General features: G+C 59.8%; 18 protein-coding genes. 9 read left to right on the top strand and 9 right to left on the bottom strand.

The window, feature by feature from the left end; genetic code table 11:
* Window positions 1-251 precede the first annotated feature (251 nt).
* The 4 genes from D4A39_RS08215 (at window position 252) to D4A39_RS08200 (ending at window position 4,537) form a co-directional block, all read left to right on the top strand.
* Window positions 252-1,595, top strand: a complete 1,344-nt coding sequence (locus D4A39_RS08215) for a Na+/H+ antiporter NhaC family protein (protein ID WP_119917854.1) — start codon at window positions 252-254, stop codon at window positions 1,593-1,595.
* A 91-nt stretch (window positions 1,596-1,686) separates the two neighbouring features.
* Entirely contained in the window at window positions 1,687-2,532 is an 846-nt protein-coding gene (locus tag D4A39_RS08210; RefSeq protein ID WP_119917853.1) for a DNA ligase, read from the top strand.
* Window positions 2,533-2,615: 83 nt separating this feature from the next.
* Entirely contained in the window at window positions 2,616-4,025 is a 1,410-nt protein-coding gene (locus D4A39_RS08205) for a phospholipase D family protein (RefSeq protein ID WP_119917852.1), read from the top strand.
* Window positions 4,026-4,093: 68 nt separating this feature from the next.
* Window positions 4,094-4,537: an acyl-CoA thioesterase gene (locus D4A39_RS08200; protein ID WP_119917851.1), complete on the top strand. Its 444-nt coding sequence runs from the start codon at window positions 4,094-4,096 to the stop codon at window positions 4,535-4,537.
* A 7-nt stretch (window positions 4,538-4,544) separates the two neighbouring features.
* On the opposite strand, the gene D4A39_RS08195 is transcribed toward D4A39_RS08200, so the two are convergent.
* The 4 genes from D4A39_RS08195 to D4A39_RS08180 form a co-directional block, all read right to left on the bottom strand.
* Window positions 4,545-5,525, bottom strand: a complete 981-nt coding sequence (locus D4A39_RS08195) for an NADPH:quinone oxidoreductase family protein (RefSeq protein WP_119917850.1) — start codon at window positions 5,523-5,525, stop codon at window positions 4,545-4,547.
* Window positions 5,526-5,816: 291 nt separating this feature from the next.
* Window positions 5,817-6,689: a MerR family transcriptional regulator gene (locus D4A39_RS08190; RefSeq protein ID WP_233552442.1), complete on the bottom strand. Its 873-nt coding sequence runs from the start codon at window positions 6,687-6,689 to the stop codon at window positions 5,817-5,819.
* 98 nt (window positions 6,690-6,787) lie between these two features.
* Window positions 6,788-8,530, bottom strand: a complete 1,743-nt coding sequence (locus tag D4A39_RS08185) for an SDR family oxidoreductase (RefSeq protein WP_119917849.1) — start codon at window positions 8,528-8,530, stop codon at window positions 6,788-6,790.
* 42 nt (window positions 8,531-8,572) lie between these two features.
* Window positions 8,573-9,250 (bottom strand): M24 family metallopeptidase, encoded by a 678-nt coding sequence (locus D4A39_RS08180; RefSeq protein WP_022985856.1) that lies wholly within the window; start codon window positions 9,248-9,250, stop codon window positions 8,573-8,575.
* A 256-nt stretch (window positions 9,251-9,506) separates the two neighbouring features.
* On the opposite strand from D4A39_RS08180, the gene D4A39_RS08175 reads away from it, so the two are divergent.
* Window positions 9,507-11,795 (top strand): mechanosensitive ion channel domain-containing protein, encoded by a 2,289-nt coding sequence (locus D4A39_RS08175; protein ID WP_119917848.1) that lies wholly within the window; start codon window positions 9,507-9,509, stop codon window positions 11,793-11,795.
* A 200-nt stretch (window positions 11,796-11,995) separates the two neighbouring features.
* Here D4A39_RS08175 and D4A39_RS08170 read toward each other — a convergent pair whose 3' ends face one another.
* A complete protein-coding gene (locus D4A39_RS08170; RefSeq protein ID WP_119917847.1) occupies window positions 11,996-12,841 on the bottom strand; it encodes a metal-dependent hydrolase in 846 nt (281 codons plus the stop codon).
* A gap of 84 nt (window positions 12,842-12,925) precedes the next feature.
* Here D4A39_RS08170 and D4A39_RS08165 point away from each other — a divergent pair, with 84 nt between their 5' ends.
* Window positions 12,926-13,915, top strand: coding sequence for a hypothetical protein (locus tag D4A39_RS08165; protein WP_022985853.1), 990 nt, complete (start codon window positions 12,926-12,928; stop codon window positions 13,913-13,915).
* Between the two features lie 130 nt (window positions 13,916-14,045).
* On the opposite strand, the gene D4A39_RS08160 is transcribed toward D4A39_RS08165, so the two are convergent.
* Complete coding sequence (locus D4A39_RS08160) at window positions 14,046-16,925, bottom strand: GGDEF domain-containing phosphodiesterase (protein ID WP_233552441.1); 2,880 nt, start codon at window positions 16,923-16,925, stop codon at window positions 14,046-14,048.
* Window positions 16,926-17,101: 176 nt separating this feature from the next.
* Between D4A39_RS08160 and uvrD the strand changes: the two genes are divergently transcribed.
* Together uvrD and D4A39_RS08150 are read left to right on the top strand one after the other, a co-directional pair.
* Complete coding sequence (gene uvrD / locus D4A39_RS08155) at window positions 17,102-19,264, top strand: DNA helicase II (protein ID WP_119918023.1); 2,163 nt, start codon at window positions 17,102-17,104, stop codon at window positions 19,262-19,264.
* An 84-nt stretch (window positions 19,265-19,348) separates the two neighbouring features.
* Window positions 19,349-20,485 carry a TRAP transporter substrate-binding protein gene (locus D4A39_RS08150; RefSeq protein ID WP_119917846.1) on the top strand — a complete coding sequence of 379 codons (1,137 nt, stop codon included), beginning with the start codon at window positions 19,349-19,351 and terminating at the stop codon, window positions 20,483-20,485.
* Between the two features lie 98 nt (window positions 20,486-20,583).
* On the opposite strand, the gene D4A39_RS08145 is transcribed toward D4A39_RS08150, so the two are convergent.
* The 3 genes from D4A39_RS08145 to D4A39_RS08135 all read right to left on the bottom strand — a co-directional run bounded on the left by D4A39_RS08145 (window position 20,584) and on the right by D4A39_RS08135 (window position 23,086).
* Window positions 20,584-20,979 (bottom strand): acyl-CoA thioesterase, encoded by a 396-nt coding sequence (locus D4A39_RS08145; protein WP_022985849.1) that lies wholly within the window; start codon window positions 20,977-20,979, stop codon window positions 20,584-20,586.
* A gap of 191 nt (window positions 20,980-21,170) precedes the next feature.
* Window positions 21,171-22,541: a TRAP transporter large permease gene (locus D4A39_RS08140; protein WP_438502574.1), complete on the bottom strand. Its 1,371-nt coding sequence runs from the start codon at window positions 22,539-22,541 to the stop codon at window positions 21,171-21,173.
* Window positions 22,541-23,086: a TRAP transporter small permease subunit gene (locus D4A39_RS08135; RefSeq protein WP_022985847.1), complete on the bottom strand. Its 546-nt coding sequence runs from the start codon at window positions 23,084-23,086 to the stop codon at window positions 22,541-22,543. The genes D4A39_RS08140 and D4A39_RS08135 overlap by 1 nt, the downstream gene beginning before the upstream one ends.
* Before the next feature lie 289 nt (window positions 23,087-23,375).
* On the opposite strand from D4A39_RS08135, the gene D4A39_RS08130 reads away from it, so the two are divergent.
* Window positions 23,376-24,428, top strand: coding sequence for a substrate-binding domain-containing protein (locus tag D4A39_RS08130; RefSeq protein ID WP_031226646.1), 1,053 nt, complete (start codon window positions 23,376-23,378; stop codon window positions 24,426-24,428).
* The last annotated feature ends 108 nt before the right edge of the window (window positions 24,429-24,536 follow it).

The raw sequence follows: 24,536 nt of genomic DNA, 5'->3' as shown, positions 1-24,536 counted from the left end.
CCTGCGGGTGTTCCTTCGCTACGTTCGGTGGCGGCGCGATAATCCAGGCCGGGAAGAAAAATTATCACCACGGCTCCTCAAGACACCGGTTTCCCTACGGATCCAAGTGCTCCGTGGTGAAGAGGGCCTTACCCGGCACCGAAATCGCGCCGCGAGCGACGCTCCTACAAAAGGACGGCACATGCCCCGTGCTACCGACTTGCGGACGAAATCTCTACACTGGTGTGATCATTGATTGATCAGGACGCCGAATGACTGTCTCTGCTCCGACGCCCCGTGCCTGGCCTTTGCTACCGCTGCTGTTCTTTCTGGTGGTGTTTCTCGGCAGTGGCCTTTACTACACCTCCACTGACACCGATTTCGCGTTTTACCAGATCAAGGCGCCGGTGGTGGCCATGGCGGCCATCGTGCTGTTTATGGTGATGGCGCGGGTGGCGGGCCAGCGGTTGAATGCCAGTGTGGAGCGTTTGCTGGCAGGGATGGGCCACCCCAATATTATTCTCATGTGCCTGGTGTTCCTGTTGGCCGGCGCCTTTGCCAGTGTCAGCGACAGCATTGGCAGTGTAGAGGCAACCGTGCAGTTGGGGTTGCGGATTATTCCTGCCGAGTGGGTATTGCCCGCACTGTTTCTTATTTCGGCGTTCATTGCCACGGCTATGGGGACGTCCATGGGCACCATCGCGGCGACGGCGCCCATCGCGGTGGGGTTCGCTTCTGCCACCGGCTTGCCTCTGCCATTGGCGCTGGGCGCGGTGGTGGGCGGCGCCATGTTTGGCGATAACCTGTCGATGATTTCCGACACCACCATTGCCTCGACCCGAAGCCAGGGCGTGTCGCTGAAGGACAAGTTCCGGATCAATATCTGGATCGCCCTGCCAGCAGCGGTGGTGACGGTGCTGGTATTGATCGTACTGGGCGAGGGTGAACACCAGGTGGAAGCAAAGCCGTACACGTTTGCGCTGGTGGTCCCTTACCTGCTGGTATTCGGGCTCGCGTTGAGCGGCCTGAATGTGCTGGCGGTGCTGATCATTGGGATCGTATCGGCGGGCGTGACCGGTATGGTGCTGATGCCGGATTACACCCTTCCCAGCATGAACGGGGCGATCTACAAGGGTTTTGAAGGCATGTTCGAGATCATGCTGTTGTCCATGTTGATCGGTGGCCTGTCACAACTGATGACGGATCAGGGCGGCACCCGCTGGGTGATTGAACGCATCCATGGATTGACTCGCTGGTTGAAGCTGCCTCTGCAGCGCGCCGGGGAGGTAGGCATTGCCTTGCTGGTGGTGTTCGCCAATGTGTTTGTCGCCAACAATACCGTGGCCATCGTGCTCACCGGTGACATGGCCCGCGACATCGCCACGGATCATGGCGTCGACCTGCGTCGTTCGGCCAGCCTGCTGGATATCTTTTCCTGTGTGGTGCAAGGGTTGATTCCCTACGGTGCCCAGGTGCTGTTGGCCTGTTCCATTGCCGCCATTTCGCCGCTGGCGCTGATTGGCAGCATCCATTACTGCTGGGTGCTGGCGGTGGCCGGCATCGTGGCCATTGTCGTCAATCGTCCACGGCTATCCTCTTCGGCCTCCCCGGTCTGATCTCCTACACGTCTTCCTGAATTCGGCCTACGCCGGTTTGTGCTGCCTTCTGGCACAGTCCGGTGCGAGGCTGTTGTTTCAGGAGTATGTGGTGACTGTTTTTCTGAAAAGTGTGTGCGTTTTTCTGTTCTCTATTGCGTTGGTGGCAGAGGCACAACCGCCGGCGTTGCAGCTGGCCAAGGTGTATCTGCCGGGCATGCCCCTCGACGGTTATTGGGTCAGTGAAAAACTGGACGGGGTAAGGGCCTACTGGGATGGCGCACAGCTGTGGAGCAAGGGCGGCAATCGAATTGCCGCGCCTGAATGGTTCACCCGCGGTTATCCGGATCAGGCCATGGAAGGGGAATTATGGATGGGGCGGGGACGCTTTGCCGAGGTGTCAGCGGCGGTTCGCCGGTTACGTCCACAGGCGCAGGAATGGCGGCAGATTCGTTTGATGCTGTTTGATTTGCCAGAATCGCGGCAGCCCTTTGCGGTGCGGGTGCAAGAGATGCGAGCGCTGGTGGCCGCGTCATCTTCCTATACGCTGGAGATGATTACGCAAACCCCGGCCACCGACCACGACAGGCTGATGCTGCAACTGGACAAGGTCATGGCGCGCGGTGGGGAAGGGTTGATGCTTCACCATGGCGATAGCGTGTATCACGCGGGCCGCAGTGATGCGGTGTTGAAGGTAAAGAGTTACCAGGATGCCGAAGCCAGGGTGACGGGACATGTGGTAGGCCAGGGAAAGTTTGCTGGCATGCTGGGCGCCTTGCAGGTGGAAACGGACGATGGTCGCCGGTTTCGTTTAGGGACAGGTTTCAGTGACGCCGAGCGCCGCGATCCGCCGCCGATTGGCAGTACCGTCACGTTCAAGTATTACGGACTGACGGCCACGGGTCTGCCAAGGTTTGCCAGCTTTTTACGGGTAAGAGAGGACGCACCGGTCAATTAGCGGCCCGCTACCTGCGCTGCCGGCTTGTTCCGAAAAGCACTTTACTGCATGGTGTTCAGCAACACGTTGCAGCAGGACATGGCATGCGCAACCCTTCTTCACCGGTGCAGGAATCCGCAACCGCTGCGTCTTCCCTGTCGCTGGTTTCTGACAGCGATCAGGCATTCACGTTACGTGTGACATTGGCGCGTCTTGCCACCCGAACGCTGGATCTTCAGTACTACATCTGGGATGACGACACCACGGGAAAGCTGCTGATCTACCGGGTGCTGGAGGCGGCCCGTCGTGGGGTAAAAGTACGCATGCTGCTGGATCACGCCAACCAGTTGGGACGGGATGTGAAATGGGCCGTGCTGGATGCGCATCCCAACATTGATGTGCGCTTGTTCAATCCGTTCCGGGGGCGATTCAAACATTTCCTTCAATGGTTGTACCACGCACCGCTGCTGAACCATCGCATGCACAACAAGGCCTGGATTGCGGATGGTGAGCATGCCCTGGTGGGCGGGCGCAATATCTCCGATCACTATTTCGGGGTGAATCCATCCAGTAATTTTCGTGATCTGGATCTGTACGCCAGTGGTCCCATTGCTGCCGAGACTCGTGACGCGTTCGAGGCCTACTGGAACAGCGAGTTGGCGGTGCCCATGAAGACCCTGCGTCGCTATGGTCCGGAGCGGGCTGAGCGGGCCTGGCAGTGGTTATCGCGCTGGCGCCAAAGCCTGAAGGGTTACCCTTACCTTTTCCCTCAAAACGAACAATTTTTCCGTGACTATCTGACCAGACAACAACAGCAATGCCATGTGGCAAAGCCTGTGTTGTTGTTCGATAGCCCCGCCAAGGCAGCGGGTACCCGGCAGGCGTTGATGGGCAATCAGCTGGCGGGTTTACTGGCCAGGGAAGACCATCAAGAGATACTGATCGAGGCCAGTTATTTTATTCCCGGTGAGGACTTCGTCTCGGCGTTATCCGGGTTACGGCAGCGAAACGGCCGGGCGGCGGTGTTGACCAACAGCCTGGCCACCAATGATGTGATTGCCGCCCATGGTGCTTATGCCCGTTATCGCAAGGCGTTGGTCGAGGCCGGAGTGGAACTGCATGAATTGCAGCCCAATGCGCGGGCATTACACCGTCAGGTCAGACTGTTTCGCGGTCGCTCGCGGGCCAGTTTGCATACCAAGGCCATGGTGCTGGACCGGCGTGAAGTGTTTGTGGGGTCGTTCAATATGGACCCCCGGTCGGTGCACCTGAATACCGAAATGGGCTATTACGTCGTCTCGGACAGTCTTGGGCAGGAAGTGGCAACCTTCATTGAGGAAGGCTTGGCCCCGGCCAACAGTTTTCGTCTGGAAAGCGACAAGGGCAAACTGCGCTGGGGAGGCGATGGTGACGCTGGGGAGCCGGCACTGTATCGCCATGAGCCGGGGGTCACCGTGTGGCGCCGTCTGATGGCATGGTTGCTGTCGTTATTGCCCATTGAGCGCATGCTGTAACCCACGCATGCTGAGTGGCACTGCTTATGGTCACGCGCCGCTCCCCAAGCCCAACACAAGGACATACCATGACCCAGCCTTTCTGCTTTCGTTTTCGCGTCCGCTATAACGAATGCGACGCCCAACAGGTGGTGTTCAACGCCCGCTATGGCGATTACGTGGACATCGCCATGACGGAGTTCATGCGTGCGTTGGGGCGGGATTACAACCAGCTGCTGGCTCAGGGGCTGGATAACCAGGTGGTGAAACTGACAACCGAATGGCAGTCGTCAGCGCGGTTTGACGATGTGCTGGATATCTTTGTGTCGCTCACGCATATGGGCAATACCTCGTTCACGCTGGAAGCCGATATTCGTCATGCGGATGAAGGGCGAGCGGTCGCCCGTTCCGAGGCGGTGTACGTGATGATGACCACCGAGCCGTTTGCGAAAACCCCGGTGCCGAATGACCTGCGTGAGTTGCTGCAAGCCGGGGCACCGGGTGTGGTGATTGATCAAAGTGGGTGTGCCTAGCGGAGTCTCAGTCGGGCGCCACGTTTAGCACCACCTTGCCCTTGGCAGTGCGAGAGGTGAGCGCCGCCAGGGCGCGTTCATACTCTTCAAACGCGAACACTTCACTAATACGCGGCTTGAGCTTGCCCTGACCGTACAGCTGAAACAGTTCCATGATGTTCTGCACGTTGGTCTGCGGCTCTTTCTGGGTGAAGGCGCCCCAGAACACGCCGACAATGGCGCAGCCTTTTAGCAGGGCCAGATTGGCGGGGATTTTCGGGATGTCACCGGCGGCGAAACCGACCACCAGCAGACGCCCGTTCCAGGCCATGTTGCGGATCGCCGCTTCGGTATACTTGTCGCCCACCGGATCGTAGACCACATCCACCCCTTTCGGATAACGCTGCTTGAGCGCGTCCTTGAGGTCTTCTTCGGCGTAGTTGATCAGGTCGTCGGCGCCGGCTTCCTTGGCCACGGCCAGCTTGTCTGCGCTGCTGGCGCAGGCAATGACGGTGGCGCCCATGGCTTTGCCCAGCTCTACCGCCGCCAGGCCAACGCCGCCGCTGGCACCCAGCACCAGCAGGGTTTCCCCGGGCTGGATATTGGCGCGCTGCTTGAGCGCGTGGTAACTGGTGCCGTAGACCATGGAGAAGGCGGCGGCGGTGCGGTCGTCCATGCCGTCCGGTACCGGAATCAGATTGGTTTCCGGCACCAGGATTTCTTCAGCAAAGGCGCCGTAGCCAGTGAGGCCCATGACCCGTTGGCCGGGCTTGAAGCGCTGCACGCCTTCACCCACAGCGATGACTTCGCCGGCCATTTCGCCGCCGGGGGAAAAGGGCAGCTCCGGCTTGATCTGGTATTTGCCTTCAATGATCAGGGTGTCAGGGAAGTTGAGACCGGCGGCCTTCACTTTCACCTTCACCTGGCCCTTGCCGGCCTCGGGGGACGGGATGTCGTCGATCACCAGCTTGTCGGCGGGTCCCAGTTCCTTGCACAAGATTGCGCGCATGCGTAGCTCTCCCGGAAATCAGTTTTTTATGTGCAGGAAACGCTAACGCTGATAGCGGCATTAGACAAATGCATGGGACGCATTGGGGAAGATAAAGGGGGATAATAGCTGTGAGCTGTGAGCTGTGAGCTGTGAGGGGCCAGCTACAAGCTTCAAGCTGCAACGCGGATCAGGCTGGTGGGTCTTGAATGGCCGTGCCCGCGTTCCCGGGTAATGGCGCGGGCACTGAGGTGCAGAACAGAAAACTTGTCTCGCGCCTTGTCGCTTGAAGCTTGTGGCTTGCAGCTGTTTTCAGCCGTTCTTCTCGATATGCGCCAGCACGTTGGCCAGACGGTCGACAAGAATCTTGTTGATGCTCTTTTCCAGCACCCGGCCGAGTTCGTCGCTGACTACGGCATCGGCCAGCGGGCGGATGCGGGTGATGAAGTCGGCCAGTTTGGGCACGTCTTCCCCTTCGGGCAGGGCATCGTCGCCGTACTTTTCGTCCACCAGATGGTGAATGATCATGCCGATAAAGCGTTCTGCCAGCTTGTCGACTTCTTCACGAACCAGGGTGACATGGGTAAGGACGGCATCCAGCGGAACACCGGCTTCGCTCAGTTCCTTGCCTGCGTTGTAGACGCGAGGATAGGGGATGCGCAGGCGCATGCCTTCAGGAATGATGTAGCCGAGCTTTACGGCTTTGGTCATCACTTCCGGGGTGATGTCCTCGCCGAAGTCGTCGAGCAGATCCTGGTAGTCCAGATAGGAGGGGACGCCCGGGTTCTGCCAGGAGGTCACCGCTACCTCGAGGCCGAGGATGTCATTGAGTTCGCGGCCCTGTTCCCAGGCGCTGAGCAGGTCACGAATGTTATTGAGCGTGTAACCGCGCTCCAGCAGGGCGCCGATGATTTTCAGGCGGGCCAGATGCACATCGGTGTAGATGCCGGTTCGGCCGCGCTTTTCAGGCGGTGGCAGAATGCCGCGGTCCTGATAGGCACGTACGTTCCGCACCGTCGAGCTGCCTTCGCGGGCCAGCTCGTCGATGGTGTATTCCTTGTGGGTACCGGCGTCGGCCGGGGCGTCCTCTGCGGCAGGCTGGGTGTATTTCTTCAGGCTGCGCAGGATGGCTGCGGGGTTACGGTCACTGGTTTTCATGCCGCGATGATAGCCCGGTTTTTGCACAGGCGCTACAGGCTGCAGGCCAGAGTGTGTGCCGGTTCGGGACAGAAGGGTTCGCTGGCCGCAGAGCGGTGTGTCGGTCTGCGGCCAGCGGGTTTGGCTTACGGTGAAAGTTCTACCTGGGCCAGGTTTCTTGCCAGGCTTGGGGTAAAGCGTCCCAACCATTGCATGCCCACGGCTTCGGGGCTGACAGGGACCACTGCCTGGTTGGTTTCCACGGCGCGGACAATGGCGGCAGCCACCCGGTCGGGAGTAAACGCGCGACGCTGGTAAAGCTTCTGTGCGCTTTCCTGACGGCGGCTCTGTTCATCCTCATCGACACCCACAAAACGGGTGTTGCCGGCGATGGCCGTGTTGACGATGCCGGGGCAGATGGCGCTGACGCCGATGCGGTGATCCGCCAGTTCGGCGCGCAGACATTCGCTGAACATCAGCACGGCACTTTTGCTGGTGGCATAGGCTGGCAGTACCCGCGACGGCATGAAGGCAGCGGCAGAGGCCACGTTGATGATATGGCCGGCCTTGCCCTGATCGATCATCTGCCGGGCGAACAGGCGGCTGCCGTGGATCACGCCCCACAGGTTGACTCCCAGCACTTGCTGCCAGTCTTTCACACTGGTTTCCATCAGGCCGCCTGACAGGCCGATGCCGGCATTGTTGACGACGATGTCCAGGGCGCCGAATTCCTTCTCCACATAAGTGGCCAGGCTTTCCATGGATCGGGTGTTGCTGACATCGCACTTGCGGCTCAAGGCGGTGCCGCCTTCTGCCAGAATCACATTGGCGGTGGCCGCTGCGGCATCGGCATTGATGTCGGTGCACAGGACAGTGGCGCCGCGGCGGCCGAAGGCCAGGGCGGTCTCGCGGCCGATGCCGGAACCGGCGCCAGTGATCAGTACCGCCTTGCCTGAGTCAGGGCCTTGTGTGGCGTCACTATTTACCTTTGCCCGCTGCAGAGGTGCACTGGCCGGGCCGCCTTCGATGTGGAGGATAAACTCTCTGACCCACTTGGCGGTCACGTCAGGGTACTGCTGCAACGGCCCCCAGTGGCCGGTATCCAGCTCGCGGCGCCAGAGCTGGTCGGTCCATTTTGGCAGGTCTTCGAGCATGGCCGGGCGCACATAATTGTCTTCCCGCGCCACGATCAGTTGCACAGGGACTTTGGTGTAGCGCTCGCGGGGCTTGAGCAGGCAGGGAAGCATATTGGCGCGGTATAGCTCGATACCGTGCACACCATCTTTCAACTGGCTGGCGCTGGGTTCGATGTCGAGATTCTCGGTGCGCTTGAGCACTCCGGGCCAGGCCTTGGCCAGCCCGGCTTTCCACAGGGCCGGTGCCAGTACCGGCAGCTGGAAGGCGCCGATGTACCAGGAATGGGACAGTTGATTCAGTACCGCCGCCGGGTTCTGCTTCAGGTTGGTCTTCATCCACTGGCCCACGTGATCCAGGCAGGGGCCAGACAAGGTGGTGTACGAGGCGATGCGCTGTTCCGCGCCGGGGTCGGTGACCGATTCCCAGGTCTGGATGGAGCCCCAGTCGTGGGCCACCAGGTGAACCTTTTCGTCAGGACATTCGGCATCCATCACGGCGTGCAAGTCGTTACGCAGTTCACGCAGCTTGTAGGCGGCGCGCCCTTTGGGCACCGAAGAGTCGCCGGCACCGCGTACGTCGTAGGCGACGACCTTGAAGTCGCGGCTCAGTCGTTCGGCGACTTTTTCCCACACATGGTTGGCATCCGGGTAGCCGTGCACCAGCACAACGGTGGGACTCTTGTCATCGCTCCAGGTTCTGACCGCCAGTTCCACGTCACCGCGGCGTACCTTGCTGTCGCGCCATTGCACCATCTTGTGTGTCCTCGTTGTACTGTCTGTCGACTCTGTCGTCGGTTATTGCGTCAGTGTTGGGGGATCCAGGGTCAGCGCGTCGGCGCCCTGACTCAGCCAGCGTGGGCCATGATCATCCATCACCAGAAACTCATTGCCGGCCACGGTGTGGCCATCGCGGCTGAGGCTGAACTGCCATTGCCACAGGCCCGGGATCAGTGCCCCCTCGGCAATGCGGTTGCCCTCCGGCAGATTGCCGGTGATCGGTGCCAGCCTGTGGCGCTGCTGAACGTCCGGAAATCGCGCCGCCAATTGTTGTGGGCTGTGCCCGTGGGCCAGCGTTGCCGGCAAGGCTTGCCGCCATTCCTCCAGTTCGTGCTGCAGGGCGACCAGAGCCGGTTCTTCGGACGGGCCGGCCAGGCTGGCTTTGGCGGCATAGCCGTTCAGCACGGCATCGCAGCGCAGTATATAAGTCATACCTTGACGGTAGCGGCGCTTGCCCGGTCTGTTGAGGCCAAAGGGGCGAGCGCGGTTGTGGCCGGAAAAACGTACCCTGGGTGGTCGGGCAGGATCGAAGACCTGATGGGCCCGCAGCCAGTCCCGCATGAGTTGTTCGCAGTCGGCAACGGTCATGCCCGGTTGCAGTGAACCGGCAATGATCTGCACGCATTTCTCGGCGTAATGTTTCGCCTTGAGATAAGGGGCCAGCGCCTGCTGGTCCGGGGTCCAGAACGCGGTCATGGCGCCTCCGGGTTGTTGTTAGATGGCTATCGATACTTACACTCGTCAATGTAACAGTCAACTGGCCGAGTTGGCTTTGCACCACGGGGGGCTTTCCTCCAGGGCCAATCGGGTCTTACAAAACTTGAACATTTTCTTCGCGTGAACTTCACATCTTGTTGGCCCTGAGTTGTTAGGGTGGCGGCCTTGAATACCATTCAAATTCTGGCTTCTCCGGGCTGGGTCGAGCGGCGGGTCCGGGGAAAAGGAGAGGAGCGTGTCGCATCAAGTCCGGTTAGCCCCAAATCTCATTCTGCTATTGAGCCTGTTGCTGTCGTTATGGGTACCAACGGCGTCGGCTCAGGCGCCATCCTCCGCGCAAAGCCAATACGGTGAACTGGCCGATGCGCTGGAAGATGACGGTCGTCGTGAGCGCTTGATCGAGCAGTTGCGTGGCCTGGAGCGTGCCGCTGAGCCTGCCCCGCTGGGAATGGAGGGTGAGGTGCCAGCCGCGCAGATTGCGGCCAGCTCGCCCAGTGGTCAGACCGCAGAACAGGTCTCTTTCGCTCGTCGGATGGCCGCGGCAACCGGCAATATTGCCGGGGACCTGGGGCAGCAGTTTGCAGCCATAACCGGGGTGGTAACCGGCTGGTTTGGCAGCGATAGCGGTGCCGGGGTGGCCCCGGCCTCTGAGACTGCGCTGGACATGAAGACGGTGGGGGCCGCGCTGTTGAATCTGGCGATGCTTGTGGTGGCTACCTTTGTGGTGTTCTGGGCCCTGCGGGCTCTCGCAGGGTCGGCATTTATCCGGTTGAGTCGCTGGGCAAGCAGAGGGTCAGAGAAGCTGGCGATCCTGCGTACGGCTGCTGCGGTGGGTATGGCGGCTGTCGCGGATATTGTGGTGGTAGCACTGGCCTATCTGGCCGGGAGTTTCATCGCCTCTTTGTTGACGGAACAGCTGGCCGCAGATGCCACTCGGTTGGCGCTGTTTCTGAATGCGTTCCTGGTGGTTGAGCTGGTGAAGGCGGGGTTGAGGATGTTGTTCTCCTCCCGGTACGAAGGCTTGCGCTTGCTTCCGGTCGCGGCGGAGCAGGCGCGTTACTGCAATCGCTTTCTTGCCCGCGAGGCGGGGCTGATTGGCTATGGCATGCTGGTACTGGTACCGGTGCTGAACTTCAATGTGTCGCCGTCGGTGGGGAATGGGATGGGTACGCTCATTATGTTGTTGGCCCTGGTGTATGCGGCCCTGGTGATCTTGCGTAAACGGACGGTGCTGCGAACCGCCCTGGCGCAACGGGCCGAGCATCACCATGGCCCGGCCCGCCTGGCCTTGCTGGGCTTGTCACGGGTGTGGCACGGCCTGGCCCTGGCCTATGCCTTGCTGGTGTTTGCGGTGACGGTGTTGAATCCGGAAACGGCGGTGCCTTTCGTGGCCACGGCCACCTTGCAAACCCTGTTGTATGTGGGGGCGGGATTGCTGGTGTCGGTGGCGCTGGGACAGCTGATCGGCAAGGAAATCCACTTGTCTGAGCGTATCAATGCGAGCATGCCGCGGCTGCAGGCGAGGGTGAACACCTATGTGCCGACCGGGTTAAAAGTGATTCGTGCCTTGATCCTGACGTTGGTGTTGGTGGTGTGTCTGGATGCCTGGAGGGTATATGACCTTGCCGCCTGGTATGGCACTGAGGCCGGTGCCATGACGGTGTCGGCGTTGCTGGATATCCTGATTATTCTGGCGCTGGCGGCGGCGGTCTGGGTAGCTCTCGCCAGCCTGGTCGAGCACAAGCTCAGCCCCGGTGAAAACAGCACTCCTGCACAGGCTGCGCGGGGTGAGACGCTGATGGGGCTGTTCCATACCACGCTGGCGATCACCATTATCATCATGACCGTGATGATTGTGCTGTCCGAGATCGGTGTAGATATCGCGCCGCTGATTGCTGGCGCCGGGGTGTTGGGGTTGGCCATCGGCTTCGGTGCGCAGAAACTGGTGCAGGATGTGATTACCGGGGTGTTTATTCAGCTTGAGAACGCGATGAATACCAACGACTTTGTTAGCGTCGGCAGCCATTCCGGCACCGTGGAGCGCGTGGGTATCCGTTCGGTGGCGTTGCGGGATCTTTATGGTACCTACCACATTGTGCCGTTCTCCTCGGTGGATGCCGTGTCGAACTTTACCCGTGAATATGGCAACCACGTGGGCGAGTACGGCATTGCTTACCGGGAAAGCATTGATGATGCCATCGTGCAGCTGGAGGCCGCCTTCGAGGCCCTGAAAGACGGCGAGCACAAGGACAATATTCTTGCCCCCATGACCGTGGCGGGGGTCACGGCCCTTGCCGACAGCTCGGTGAATATTCGTGTGGTCATCAAGACTACCCCGGGCAACCAATGGGCCGTGGGCAGGGCGTTTAACCGGCTGGTGAAGATCTACTTTGACAAGGCGGGGATTGAAATCCCGTTCCCGCATACCACCCTGTATTTCGGTGAAGACCGGGATGGCACGGCGCCTGCGGCCCCGGTGCGATTGACCGATGACCGGGTGGTGTCGACCCAGAGCGGAAAGTAAGCCTTGCCGGTATCTGGCTCAACGCCCGCACTGCTGTGCGGGCGTTTTTGTGTGGTGACTTCCTCAAGGGGCGTGATGGCTGTCGGTGTGCCAGGGGATCGAGGGATTTGGGGTGATTTGCCAGAAGGCAAAAAAAAGGGCCGGCAGAAGGTGCCGACCCTGGAATCACCGGAAAGGGAGAGCTCGGTGAATAAAAAACCTTATGCGGCGTCCCGCAGGATATCGCCAAGCAGCGCTTCGAAGTTTTCGAGGTGCTGGCGGTTATCGTGATCCCACGGATGGAAGCCGGGCTTGAACCAGTCCAGCCAGGGTAGGGTAATGTTGCGGAAGATGCCTTTCTTGCCCCAGGTGTGTTTGGCCACGGCGCGCCAGCCTTTCAGGTCGGTCAGGCCGCCCTTGATGCGCACGTTGTGCAGGTAGAAAGGAATGAACAGGGCAAAGAAGATCCCGGTGGCCGCCACCAGTGTTGTGGTGCGCAGGGCGTAGGCGCCCGGGTTGCTGTCACGACCAATGACAGTGGTGTAAACATCAAAGGCCACGGCCTTGTGCTCGGTTTCTTCCAGCGCGTGCCAGTTCCAGATGGCCTGATAGCCCGGGTCTGACCCATCCATGATTTCCGGCAGGTCCAGCAGGCCGCCTCCCAGAATCGCTGTCAGGTGTTCCAGTGCTACGGTAGCGGCCAGCTGGAAGGCTTTGGGAGTGTAGGCCTGAACAGCATTGAGCAACTGGGTGACAACTTCTTCCTGCGCATGCAGCGGGATACCGCTGTCAGCCACGTAGTTGTTGTACTCGTCGTGCTCGCGGCCGTGCATGGCTTCCTGACCAATAAACGCGGTAACGGCTTTTTTCAGTTCGGGATCCGTGATCTGATCGCGGTAATTGCGTACGCTATCAATGAAAAAGCGCTCCCCTACCGGAAAGAACAGGCTCATGGTATTCAGAAACTGGCTGACATTAAGCCCGTCCCGATGCCAGGTCAGGGCCTTGGCCGGATTGAGGTTGAACTTCAGGTTGCGACGAATCGGAAGAATCGAGATCGCTTTCATGGCGCGCCTCCAAAACTGTTACATTGGTTAATGATACAATTAACCCTCAAACCATCAAGGACTTTTCCGCCCAGGCAACAGGACATGACAGACAATAAACAGGAAGTGGCAAATCGTTTACTTGATGGGTTGGTGGATTATCTGCTGGCCCGTCTCGCGCCTGCCCAGCTGGAGGGCCTGATCGAATCAGAGCTGGATTACCTGCTGGAACAAGCTGGCCGTTACACCCTGACCGAGTGGGTCAGCGCGGAGCAGATCCATCACACCGCCCGCAAGTACGCCGTGGAAATGCACATCAGCGGTGCGATTCCCGAGCTGGTGGGCGATATGGTCGAGAAATTCTATGACCAGGCAGCGGATAGTGAGCGGGTGGTGGCCGATGTCGTTGATGAAGATGTGGTGATGGCCTTGTTGGACAAGGTGCTGGAGATTCCGCTCTCTCGTCAGGGAATGGCATGGCTGGGGCGTAACCCGGTGCTGCTCGCGTTGCTGGCAGGGGGGGCCCAGATGGGACTCAAGACCTTGCTGCACCAGGGGCTACCCGCGCCGCTGCGCGAACAGCTGGGCAAACGGTTGCCGGCACGCTGGGTGTCCAGCGTGGAAACCCGCCTGCAGGAATGGTTGCTGCGACGAACCGAGCAGCTGCTGAGCGACCCCTATCTCTATCGGGACGAGAATCTGGATGAGCTGCGCGAGCTGGTGTTGGTGGCCTGGCAGGAGTTTGCCCAGCGCCCGGTGGCCGAGGTGCGTGGGCTGGTCACCAGTGAGGATATCCAGGAGCTGTTCGTGATCGGTTTCGAGTATTGGCGGGAGCTACGTCATACCGACTATTTCAACAGTCTGCTGTTGTCCGGGGTGAATGCCTTCTTTGAAAAATACGGCGACACCAGCCTGACCGAGCTGCTGGAGGAAATGGGCGTCACCCGCGAAATGATGCTCGACGACGCCCGCCGCTTCGCCCCGCCGATCCTCGACAAGCTGCGTACGGAAGGCCTGCTTGAGGAGTGGCTTCGTCGTCATCTGAAGGGGTATTTTGAGGCGGAGGAGACGCTCGCGCTGTTGAGTGAACAGTGAACAGCGCGCGGTGTCGTCGTGTGCGGTTCTTGAACACAAGAGGCCGCGTCCCAGTGATGGGCGCGGCCTCTTTGCTTCCAGTCACAGCCAGACGCCGATCGCGCCGCTGTTCACTTTTCACTGTTAACTATTAACTGTCGATGGCTTTTCTATACGCCTGCGTATGCAGCAACTCCACCAGCTCCCCTTCCGGTACCGGCTTGCTGATCAGGTACCCCTGGATGCTGTCACAGTCCATGTCGCGCAGGATGCTGAGGTGGTCTTCGGTTTCCACGCCTTCGGCGACCACGTTCATCTGCAGGCTGTGAGCCATGTCGATGATGGCGCGGGTGATGGCGGCGTCGTCGGGGCTCTTGTCCAGATCCATAATGAAGGACCGGTCGATTTTCAGGGTGTCTACCGGGAAGCGCTTCAGGTAGCTCAGTGAGGAATAGCCGGTGCCGAAATCGTCCAGGGCCAGCTCGATACCGCGGGTGCGCAGTTGCTGGAGCAGCTCGATGTTCTGCTCCATGTCTTCCATGATCAGGCTTTCGGTGAGCTCCAGTTCCAGCAGGTGGGGGGGGAGCTCGGTGCTGGACAGTACCCGGTCGACAATATCGGCCACATTCCCCTTGCGGAACTGGTGGGCGGACAGGTTCACCGAGACGCAGATGTCGCCCAGCCCCTGCTTGTGCCATTTGTAGGCCTGGCGACAGGAGCGTTCCAGTACCAGCTCGCCAATGGCGGAGATCAGGCCGGTTTCTTCGGCCAGCGGAATGAATTCGGCGGGTGGCAGCAAGCCCATGGTCGGATGCTGCCAGCGGACCAAAGCTTCCACAGAATTGATGCGGTTGGTGGCCAGGTCCATTTTCGGTTGGTAATGAACCACAAACTCGTTCTTGAAAATGGCCTTGCGCAAGCTGGTTTCCAGGGCCAGTTGTTCCACCGAGGCCACACGCATGTTACTGCGATAGAACTGGTAGTTGTTGCCGCCACTGCGCTTGGCCTGATACACCGCCATATCGGCCTGATTGATCATGCTTTGCGCTTCTTTGGCGGTATCCGGGAACAGGCTGATCCCGATACTGGCTCCCAGCAGTAACTCATGGCCATCGATGAGGAACGGCTTTTTCATGGCGTTAATGAGTTTCTGGCATTGCTGGGTGATGACATTTTCGCCGCCATGGTTTTCCAGCAACAGGGTGAACTCGTCGCCGCCGACCCGCGCCATGTTCTCGACTCCACCGGCGTGCTCGCCAAGGCGCTCTGCGGCCGCTTTGAGCAGACGATCGCCGATCTCATGACCGAGGGATTCGTTGATGGGCTTGAAACGATCCATATCGATCATCAGCAAGGCCACTTTTTCCCGGTTCAGGCGTGCCAGGGTGAGCGACTTGTGCAGGTGTTCGCGGAACTGGGACCGGTTGGGCAGTCCGGTCAGGCGGTCATAATTGGACAGAAACTGCAGTTGTTGCTCGGTTTCCTTGCGTGCGGTGAGATCGGACATCATCCCTACGTAGCGGATCACCCGTTTGTGCTCATCGCGAACGGCGCTGACCTGCAACCATTCAGGGAACATTTCACCGTTACGCCGCCGTTCGTTGATTTCCCCTTCCCAGAAGCCGTTTTCCTTGAGTGCGGCGGTAATGGACAGATAAGTCTCGCGGTTGGGGGCGGTGTCTTCATGGTCGAGAACCCGCTTGCCCAGCATCATGGATTCAGAATATCCGGTGATTTGCTCAAAGCGTGCGTTCACTGCCAGGAAGCGGAATTTGTGGTCGAGGATGAAGATCCCTTCGGGGGCGTTTTCGAAGACCGTGGCGGCCAGGCGTTGTTGCTCCTGAGCCTGACGGTCTTCGGTGATATCACGGCGAGTGCCGATCATGCGGGTGGCGCGGCCTTTTTCGGACCACTTGACCACCCGTCCCTCATCTTCGATCCAGCGCCAGTTGCCATCGGCATGGCGAAGCCGGTAGACGGCGTGGTAGCGATCGCTGTCGCCCTTGAAATGGGACACCATGGCCCGGCGGATACGGGTCAGGTCTTCCGGATGCACCAGGGTTTCCAGGTCACCGAAGAAATTCTTGAAATAGGCGCTGTCGTAGCCCAGCAGGCGGTCGAAATTGGTGTGGTAGTTGCGCCCGGTGTCCAGCATCCAGTCCCACAGGCCGATATTGCTGGCTTCCAGTGCCAGTTCCAGCCGTTCGCCGGTGGCGCCCAGGGCCTGGTTGCTCTCCTCCAGCGCCTGGGTACGTTCTTGCACCATGGTTTCCAGCCGCTCGTTGGTTTCCTGCAGGCGCTGGCGGGCTTCTTTCCGCTCGTAGATTTCCTGTGCCAGTTTCTCGTTGAGAGCTTCGGCGTCGCTGCGGGCGCGGTTCAGGTAATCAATCAAGGAGCGGTTACTGGCTTGCAGCATCATCGCCTGGTGCCCGGTGTTATGAATGCGGCGGGCGGCCAGCAGGAAGAACAACCCGAGCACGGACAGCAGCACCAATAAGGACAGTTCCGTCTCTGCCTGAGTTTGGGACAGCCGGTACATGGTGGGGCCAAGCAACATGGCCAGATACAGGAAAACCGTTGGGAAATGGCTGCTGTAGGCGGCCAGCGCCATGGTGCTGAGGCCCAGGCCAAGGCTGGCGCAGAGTAACTGGACACTGAGCAAATCCGGGCGGAAAAGCAGTTCCACAGGATTGAAAAGATAGCCGGCCATGCCAATCAGCAGGGGGGTGCTCAAGGCCAGAATGGACAGCCTCAGCCGACAGGTGGGGGTAATTTCGTCGCGTAAGAGCCGCTGGCGGCATACAAACAGCAGCGGAAGGCGAAGGATTTGAACTACGACGAAAGCCAGCAACCAACCGCTCAGCAAGGTGCGTGAGATTTCGGTGCTCCAGTACACCCCGGCCAGTGCCGCGGCGCTCAGTGACTCCAGCACAAACAGCACGAGGAGACCACTGAACAACAGTTGGCATTGTTCAGAGAGTACGCCCTTGAAAGGGGCGTGGACTGTTTTGTTCGGAGACTGCGAAGACACCTTGGTTGTTATCCTTTGGCGCTTATGCCGAGTGTTTTTGTTTGTCAGTGTACCCATCGGCAGGAAGAAGGGGAACCGCCTTTATTTGCCTATCGAAAGGGGTTTTGCAGTGGCTGCAGGAGCACGCCCTTTCTGCAGGGGTTTCTTGGGGCCACATTCTGCTAAACTCCCGCGCCATGGATGATGTGACTTCCCTTATCGATGGTTTGAACCCGGCCCAGCGCGATGCGGTGGCCGCCGATGATCGCCATTTGCTGGTATTGGCCGGTGCCGGCTCGGGCAAGACCCGGGTGCTGGTGCACCGCATTGCCTGGCAGATTGCCACCGAACAGGCCTCGCCGTTCGGTATTTTGGCGGTGACCTTTACCAACAAGGCGGCCGCCGAGATGCGCGGCCGGATCGAGCAGCTGCTGGATATGTCCGCCGAGGGTATGTGGGTGGGCACCTTCCACAGCATTGCCCACCGTTTGCTGCGCTCGCACTGGCAAGAGGCCGGTTTGCCCCAGGGCTTCGAGATTATTGATGCCGATGACCAGCAGCGCTTGATCAAGCGGGTGATCAAGGAGCTGGGGCTGGATGAGCAGCGCTGGCCGGCCCGCCAGGCCACCTGGTTCATCAATAGCCAGAAGGATGAAGGCCTGCGTGCCAAACACATGGACGCGAACGGCGACCTGTTCGCCCAGACCATGCAGAAGATTTACTACGGCTATGAAGAGGCCTGCGAGCGCGGCGGGCTGGTGGATTTCAATGAGATGCTGTTGCGGGTGCTGGAACTATTCCGCGACAACGACAGCCTGCGGGGCCACTACCAGCGCCGCTTCCGCCATATTCTGGTAGACGAATTCCAGGATACCAACAGCATCCAGTACGCCTGGTTGCGGTTGTTGGCCTATGAGGGCAATGCGGTGACCATTGTGGGCGATGACGACCAGTCCATTTACGGCTGGCGCGGCGCCAAGATCGAGAATATTCACAAGTTCAGTCGTGATTTCCCGGATACCCGCACCATCCGCCTGGAGCAGAACTACCGCTCCACAGGCACTATCCTGAAAGCGGCCAACGCGGTGATTGATAACAACAGCGATCGTCTGGGCAAGGAACTCTGGACCGAAGGTGGCGATGGCGATCCGATTCGCTTGTATGCCGGCTTCAACGAAGTGGACGAAGCCCGCTTCGTGGCGGGTCGGGTGGACAAGCTGTTCCAGGAAGGGACCGCGCGCCGGGAAATGGCAGTGCTGTACCGCTCCAATGCCCAGTCACGGGTGCTGGAAGAAGCCTTCCTGCAGGCCGGTATTCCCTACCGCATCTATGGGGGGCAGCGTTTCTTCGAACGTCTCGAGATCAAGAACGCTCTGGCGTATCTGCGCCTGATCAGCAACCGTCATGCAGATGCCGCCTTTGAGCGGGCGGTCAATACGCCCACTCGCGGCATTGGCAACAAGACCCTGGAAACGTTGAGGGAAGTGGCCCAGGCCCGCGGTTGCTCGCTGTGGGATGCCGGACAGGCCATTGTCAGTGAGCAGTTGCTTACTGCCCGGGCGATCAATGCGCTGGCCGTTTTCCTCAATCTGGTCGACCAGCTCGCACTGCAGTGTGATGGGCTGAATCTGGGGGAAACCGCCGAGCATGTGATCGAGGCCAGTGGTCTGGTGGCGTTCCATGGCAAGGAAAAAGGCGAGAAGGGGCAGCAGCGCCAGGAAAACCTGCGAGAGCTGGTGTCTGCCACCCGTGAGTTCGGTGAGGAAGATGAAGATTCCGAGATGGACTCGCTGACAGCGTTTCTCGATCACGCGGCGCTGGAGTCTGGCGAGGGTCAGGCCGATGCCCATGAGGACGCGGTGCAGATGATGACCCTGCACTCGGCCAAGGGGCTGGAGTTCCCGGTGGTGTTCATTTGTGGCATGGAAGAGGGCCTGTTTCCTCACCAGCGTTCCAGTGAGGACCCCAGTGGCCTGGCCGAAGAGCGTCGTCTTTGCTACGTGGGTTTGACCCGCGCCATGCGTGAACTGTACCTGACCCATGCGGAAAGCCGTCGCCTGTACGGCAACGAAAACTACAACCCGCCCAGCCGCTTCCTGCGCGAGATTCCCGCCGAGGCCATGGAAGAGATTCGTGCCCGCGCCGGTTTCAGCCGCCCCATGGGCGGTGGCAGCAAGCCGATCCGGGAAACCGAGGCCAACGGTATTGTGCTGGGCGCGCGCGTGTTGCATCCCAAGTTCGGTGAAGGCACGGTGCTGCACTTTGAGGGGCAGGGCCCCAATGCACGCTTGCAGATCAATTTCGACGGCGCCGGCACCAAATGGTTGGTCAGTCAGTACGCGCGTCTGGAAGTGATTTAAAGAAGGTCTGACGTCAGACGTCCGACCCGTCGACAAGAACCATGGGGTGGCCGATGACTGCTGCCCAACCACGGAGGATGACTCTTGGACCGTCGTAAATTCGTTTCTGCCCTCGGATTGGGTTTGGGTGGCCTGGCGCTGGCAGGGTGCGAGCAGAAAGACTGCCCGCCGGCCGAGCAGACCGCCGCCAGTGAGCCGGAAAAGAAGAAGCCGCAGCCGCAAACTTACGAATGGAAGATGGTTACCACCTGGCCGAAGAACTATCCGGGCCTGGGAGCCGGGGCCAACCGGTTTGCCAAGCGAGTGGAAGAAATGTCTGCCGGGCGAATCAAGATCAAGGTGTACGGCGCCAAAGAGCTGGTACCGGCATTCGAGGTGTTTGATGCGGTGCGCCAGGGCAGTGCCGAAATGGGCCACGGCGCCGCCTACTATTGGAAAGGTAAACACCCCGCCACTCCGTTCTTTACCGCCGTACCCTTCGGACTTACCGCCCAGGAAATGAATGGCTGGCTGCACCATGGTGGTGGTCAGGAACTGTGGGATGACCTGTATGCCCAGTTCAATCTCAAGCCGTTTGCCTGTGGCAATACCGGTACCCAGATGGCGGGCTGGTTCAACAAGGAGATCAACAGCGTTGACGATCTCAAGGGCCTGAAAATGCGCATGCCGGGCCTGGCCGGAGAAGTACTGGCCAAGGTCGGCGCCATCCCGGTGCAGTTGCCGGGGGCTGAAGTGTTTACCTCGCTGCAGACCGGCGCCATTGACGCGGCGGACTGGGTTGGCCCCTACAATGACCTGACCTTTGGCTTGCACCGGGTGGCCGAGTACTACTACTACCCGGGCTGGCAGGAGCCGGGCCCGACGCTGGAACTGACCATCAACAAGAAAGTCTGGGACAGCCTGCCGGCAGACCTGCAGGCGATTATTCGCTATGCCGCCCAGTCAGAAAACCAGGACATGCTGGATGAGTACACCGCACGCAACAACGCCGCCCTGGACGAACTGGTCAACAAGCACGGCACCAAACTGCGTCGCCTGCCGGATGATGTGCTGAAAGCCTTGAAAGAGGCCAGTGATGAAGTGGTCGAGGCACTGGTGGCAGATAACAAGGATGCCCGCAAGGTGTATCAGTCGTACCGCAAGTTCCGCGATGAATCCATCAATACCATGGCCATCGCCGAGCAACCGTACCTGAATATTCGCAGCGAGCTGGAAGGCTGATCGCTACGGGTTAAGGAAGCGAGTGACGAGTTTCGAGTTGTGAAAACCCTCATCCGGATGGGGGTTGTGTCCAGATCTTCGAAACTCGTTTCTCGAAACTAGTCTTGCGGCACTACCCGGGTACGCCCGGTGTCATCAATGGCTACAAAGGTGAAATGCCCTTCGGTCACCTTGGAGAGGGTGCCGGTGTCTTCACGAATCCAGACTTCCACCAGAATCTGCATGGAGCTGCGGCCGATATCCTGCAGCTGGGTATAGCAGCTGACCACCGCGCCAATGGGGACCGGGCGCAAGAAGGCCATGGAATCGATGGCCACGGTGGCGACCCGGCCACGGGCTTTTTTGCGGGCGGTAACGGCGCCGGCCAGGTCCATCTGGGACACCAGCCAGCCGCCAAAAATGTCGCCGTTCCAGTTGGAATCCTGGGGCATGGCAATGGTCTGGATGGCCAGGGTGCCAATCGGTTGCGGGGTGTCATCGGTGTGATCGGTCATGTTGTTATCCACATTTTGGTCGCGGGCCCGGGGCCGTGCGTGAAAGTGTTCGTCTGTCTTTCCGAATAACGGAATAGACCTCCAACTCGTTGAGTTCGGCGCCACTAAACAGCCTGAGCACCCTGCAGGAGCCATGCTCGCATGGCGATCCGGCCGAGGCGAGACCGGGATTGCCGCGCCCAATAGCCATGTCAGGGGTACAGCATGGCGGGCAACCAGGTGGCCAGTTGCGGAAACAGTGCCAGTATACCCAGCATCACAAGCTGAATAACGATAAAAGGTACTACCCCCTGATAGATCTGTGCGGTGCGTACCTCCGCCGGGGCCACCCCGCGCAGGTAGAACAGTGCGAATCCGAAAGGTGGGGTCAGGAACGAGGTTTGCAAGTTCAGGGCCAGCATCACTCCCAACCATACCGGATCGAGCCCCATCGCCAGCAGCACAGGTCCGACAATCGGCACCACCACGAAGGTGATCTCGATAAAGTCGAGAATAAAGCCGAGCAGAAAGATCAGCAGCATGACCATCAGGGTGGCGCCAATCACCCCTCCGGGCATGGCCTCGAACAGGCTGTGTACGGCATCTTCGCCGCCAAAGCCCCGGAACACCAGTGAAAACAGGCTGGCCCCGATCAGGATCATAAACACCATGGCGGTCACCCGGCTGGTGCTGCGGACGACTTCGCCAACAATGGCCAGGTCCAGGTGCCGGTTGAAAGCCGCCAGCAGCAGGGCGCCGAAGGCCCCGACCCCGGCGGCCTCAGTGGGGGTCGCCTTACCGGTGAGAATAGAGCCCAGTACCGCTGCGATGAGCAGCAGTGGCGGCAGCAGTCCGCGCAGGATATCGCCCCACCCGATGTCATTTGCCTCGTCGCGGGGCATGGCGGGGGCAAGATGGGGCTTCCACCAGCTAATGACCAGCACATACAGCAGGTACAGGCCCACCAGTATCAGCCCGGGGATCAGGGCTCCGACGAACAGGTCACCCACCGAAACCGTGTCCAGTGACCACAACCCCTGTTTGAGTTGAGCCTCCTGATAGGCGTTGGACAGCACGTCCCCCAACAGCACCAGGGCAATGGACGGGGGGATAATCTGCCCCAGCGTACCGGTAGCACAGATCAGTCCGGTGGAAAGTTGCGGCTGGTAGCCCTGGCGCAACATGGTGGGCAGCGACAACAGGGCCATGGTCACCACGGTGGCGCCGACGATGCCGGTGCTGGCGGCCAGCAGTGCACCGACCAGAATGATCGCCAGGCCCATGCCTCCCGGCAGTGGGCCAAACAGGCGGCCCATGCTGGATAACAGGTTTTCTGCCACCCGGGATTTTTCCAGCATGACCCCCATGAACACGAACAGTGGCACCGCCATCAGGGTGGTGTTCTCGATGATGCCGAACAGGCGGTTGGGCACAAAGGTAAGGTCAGCGGGGTTAAAGATGCCGGTGGCCATGCCGCCCGCGGCGAACAGCAGGGCGGTGCCCCCCAGGGCAAAGGCTACCGGGTAGCCGCTGAGCAGCACCAGGCACACCGCGACGAACATGATCAGCGGAATCCACTCGATCACAGGGTGTCCTCCGGGTGTGCGCTGGGTGGGGCCAATGGTGTCCCCAGCAGGGTCAGGGTATGGCGCAGCAGGTCGGCCAGTCCCTGAATGCCCAACAGGGCAGGTAGCACCAGCAACAGGGACTTGAGCAGATAGACGAAGGGCAAGCCGCCGTTGGCGGAACCTTCCTGCTCTCGCCAGCTGCTGGCCACATAGTCCAGCGACAGCCAGAACAGGGCGGCACACACTGGCAGCAGCAGGAAAAGGGTACCGAGCAAATTGACCCAGGCTCGGGTACGCGGGGAAAACCGTTGATAGAGCACGTCCACCCGAACGTGCTCGTCTTCCGCCAGGGTATAGGCAATAGCGAGCATAAACAGGGCGCCATGCAGGTAGGTCAGCGATTCCTGCAGGGCAATATTGCCAATCCCAAAGGCGTAGCGCAGTGCCACCACCAGCACCATGCCGAGCACCAGAAACAGGGCAAGCCAGGCGGAAAGGCGGCCAACGGCCGTGGTCAGGCGGGTCAGGCGATGCTGCCAGCGCAGGAACGTGTGCTTCATGACACCTTGTTATTGTTGGGTCCGAGTCAGTATGGGGGCGGATTATACGGGGCTTGGCATGACTTTTCAGCCGTCAGGCCCCGTGGTTGGCGGGTTTTTCGTTTCTGGTCAGGGGTGAGCAAATGAAAAAATTCGAATTGCTACATGGGTGTAATGTGGTTGTCATAAAGCGTCTCTAGGATGCGCTGTGCTGAAACATGAACTGGCTTGCAACATTTAGAACGACCGGGGTGGACCAAAACAATCATCGCCGGTGCCATGTAACTGGAGGCTTATTGTGAACTTCAAGATCAAAGCAACCCTGGCGAGCGCCGCCGCTGCCCTGGCTTTCGCCAGCGCCCCGGCCACTGCCGACACCCGTGATTACATTTCCATCGTGGGTTCTTCCACTGTGTACCCGTTCGCGACCACCGTCGCTGAGCGTTTCGGTCGCAGCTCTTCCAACCCGACCCCGAAAATCGAATCTACCGGTTCCGGCGGCGGCATGAAGCTGTTCTGTGCGGGTGTGGGGACCCAGCACCCTGACGTGACCAACGCGTCCCGTCGCATGAAGAAGTCCGAGTTTGCCCAGTGCCAGGAAAATGGCGTGAAGGACATCACCGAAGTGGTTATCGGTTATGACGGCATCGTGTTTGCCAACTCTTCCAAAGGCAAGCACATGGACGTTACCTTGCGTGATCTGTTCCTGGCCCTGGCCAAGGAAGTTCCGGATCCGAAAGGCGGTGAGAAGCTGGTCGCCAACCCCTACAAGACCTGGAAAGAAGTGAACCCGGCGCTGCCGAACACCAAGATCGAGGTTCTCGGTCCGCCGCCGACTTCCGGTACCCGTGATGCGTTCAACGAGCTGGCTATCGAAGGTGGTTGTAAGACCTTCCCGTGGCTGAAGGCCATCAAGGGCGAAGACAAGTCCAAGTACAAGGCGATCTGCCGCAGCATCCGTGAAGACGGCGCCTACGTAGAAGCGGGCGAGAACGACAACCTGATCGTTCAGAAGCTGGAAAAGAACCCCAACGCATTCGGCGTGTTCGGTTTCTCCTTCCTGGATCAGAACCGTGGCAAGGTACAGGGCGCTAAAGTAGGCGGTGTGGCCCCGACTTTTGATAGCATTGCGTCTGGCGACTACCCGGTATCCCGCTCTCTGTACTTCTACGTGAAGAAAGCTCACGTAGGTGTGGTACCGGGCATCGAAGGTTACGTGAAGGAATTCACCAGCGAGAAAGCCTGGGGCGGTGAGGGTTACCTGGCCGAGAAAGGCATGATCCCGCTGGCCGATGACCTGCGCGGTGACATGCAGAAACAGGCTCGTGGCCTGGTATCCATGACCGATGCCGAGCTGCACTAAGCGCTGAGTTCTGGAAGAGAAGAAAAAGCAGGGATGCTTTCAGCCCGACGGTGGAACCACCGTCGGGCTTTTTAACCAGCGATCAAATTTATGACATTTTTTTTGCAG

It is taken from the genome of Alcanivorax profundi (genome assembly GCF_003597125.1).
GTDB lineage: Bacteria > Pseudomonadota > Gammaproteobacteria > Pseudomonadales > Alcanivoracaceae > Alcanivorax > Alcanivorax profundi.
Note: the sequence above shows the minus strand (reverse complement) of the source record. Positions and strands in the feature narration are given on the sequence as shown.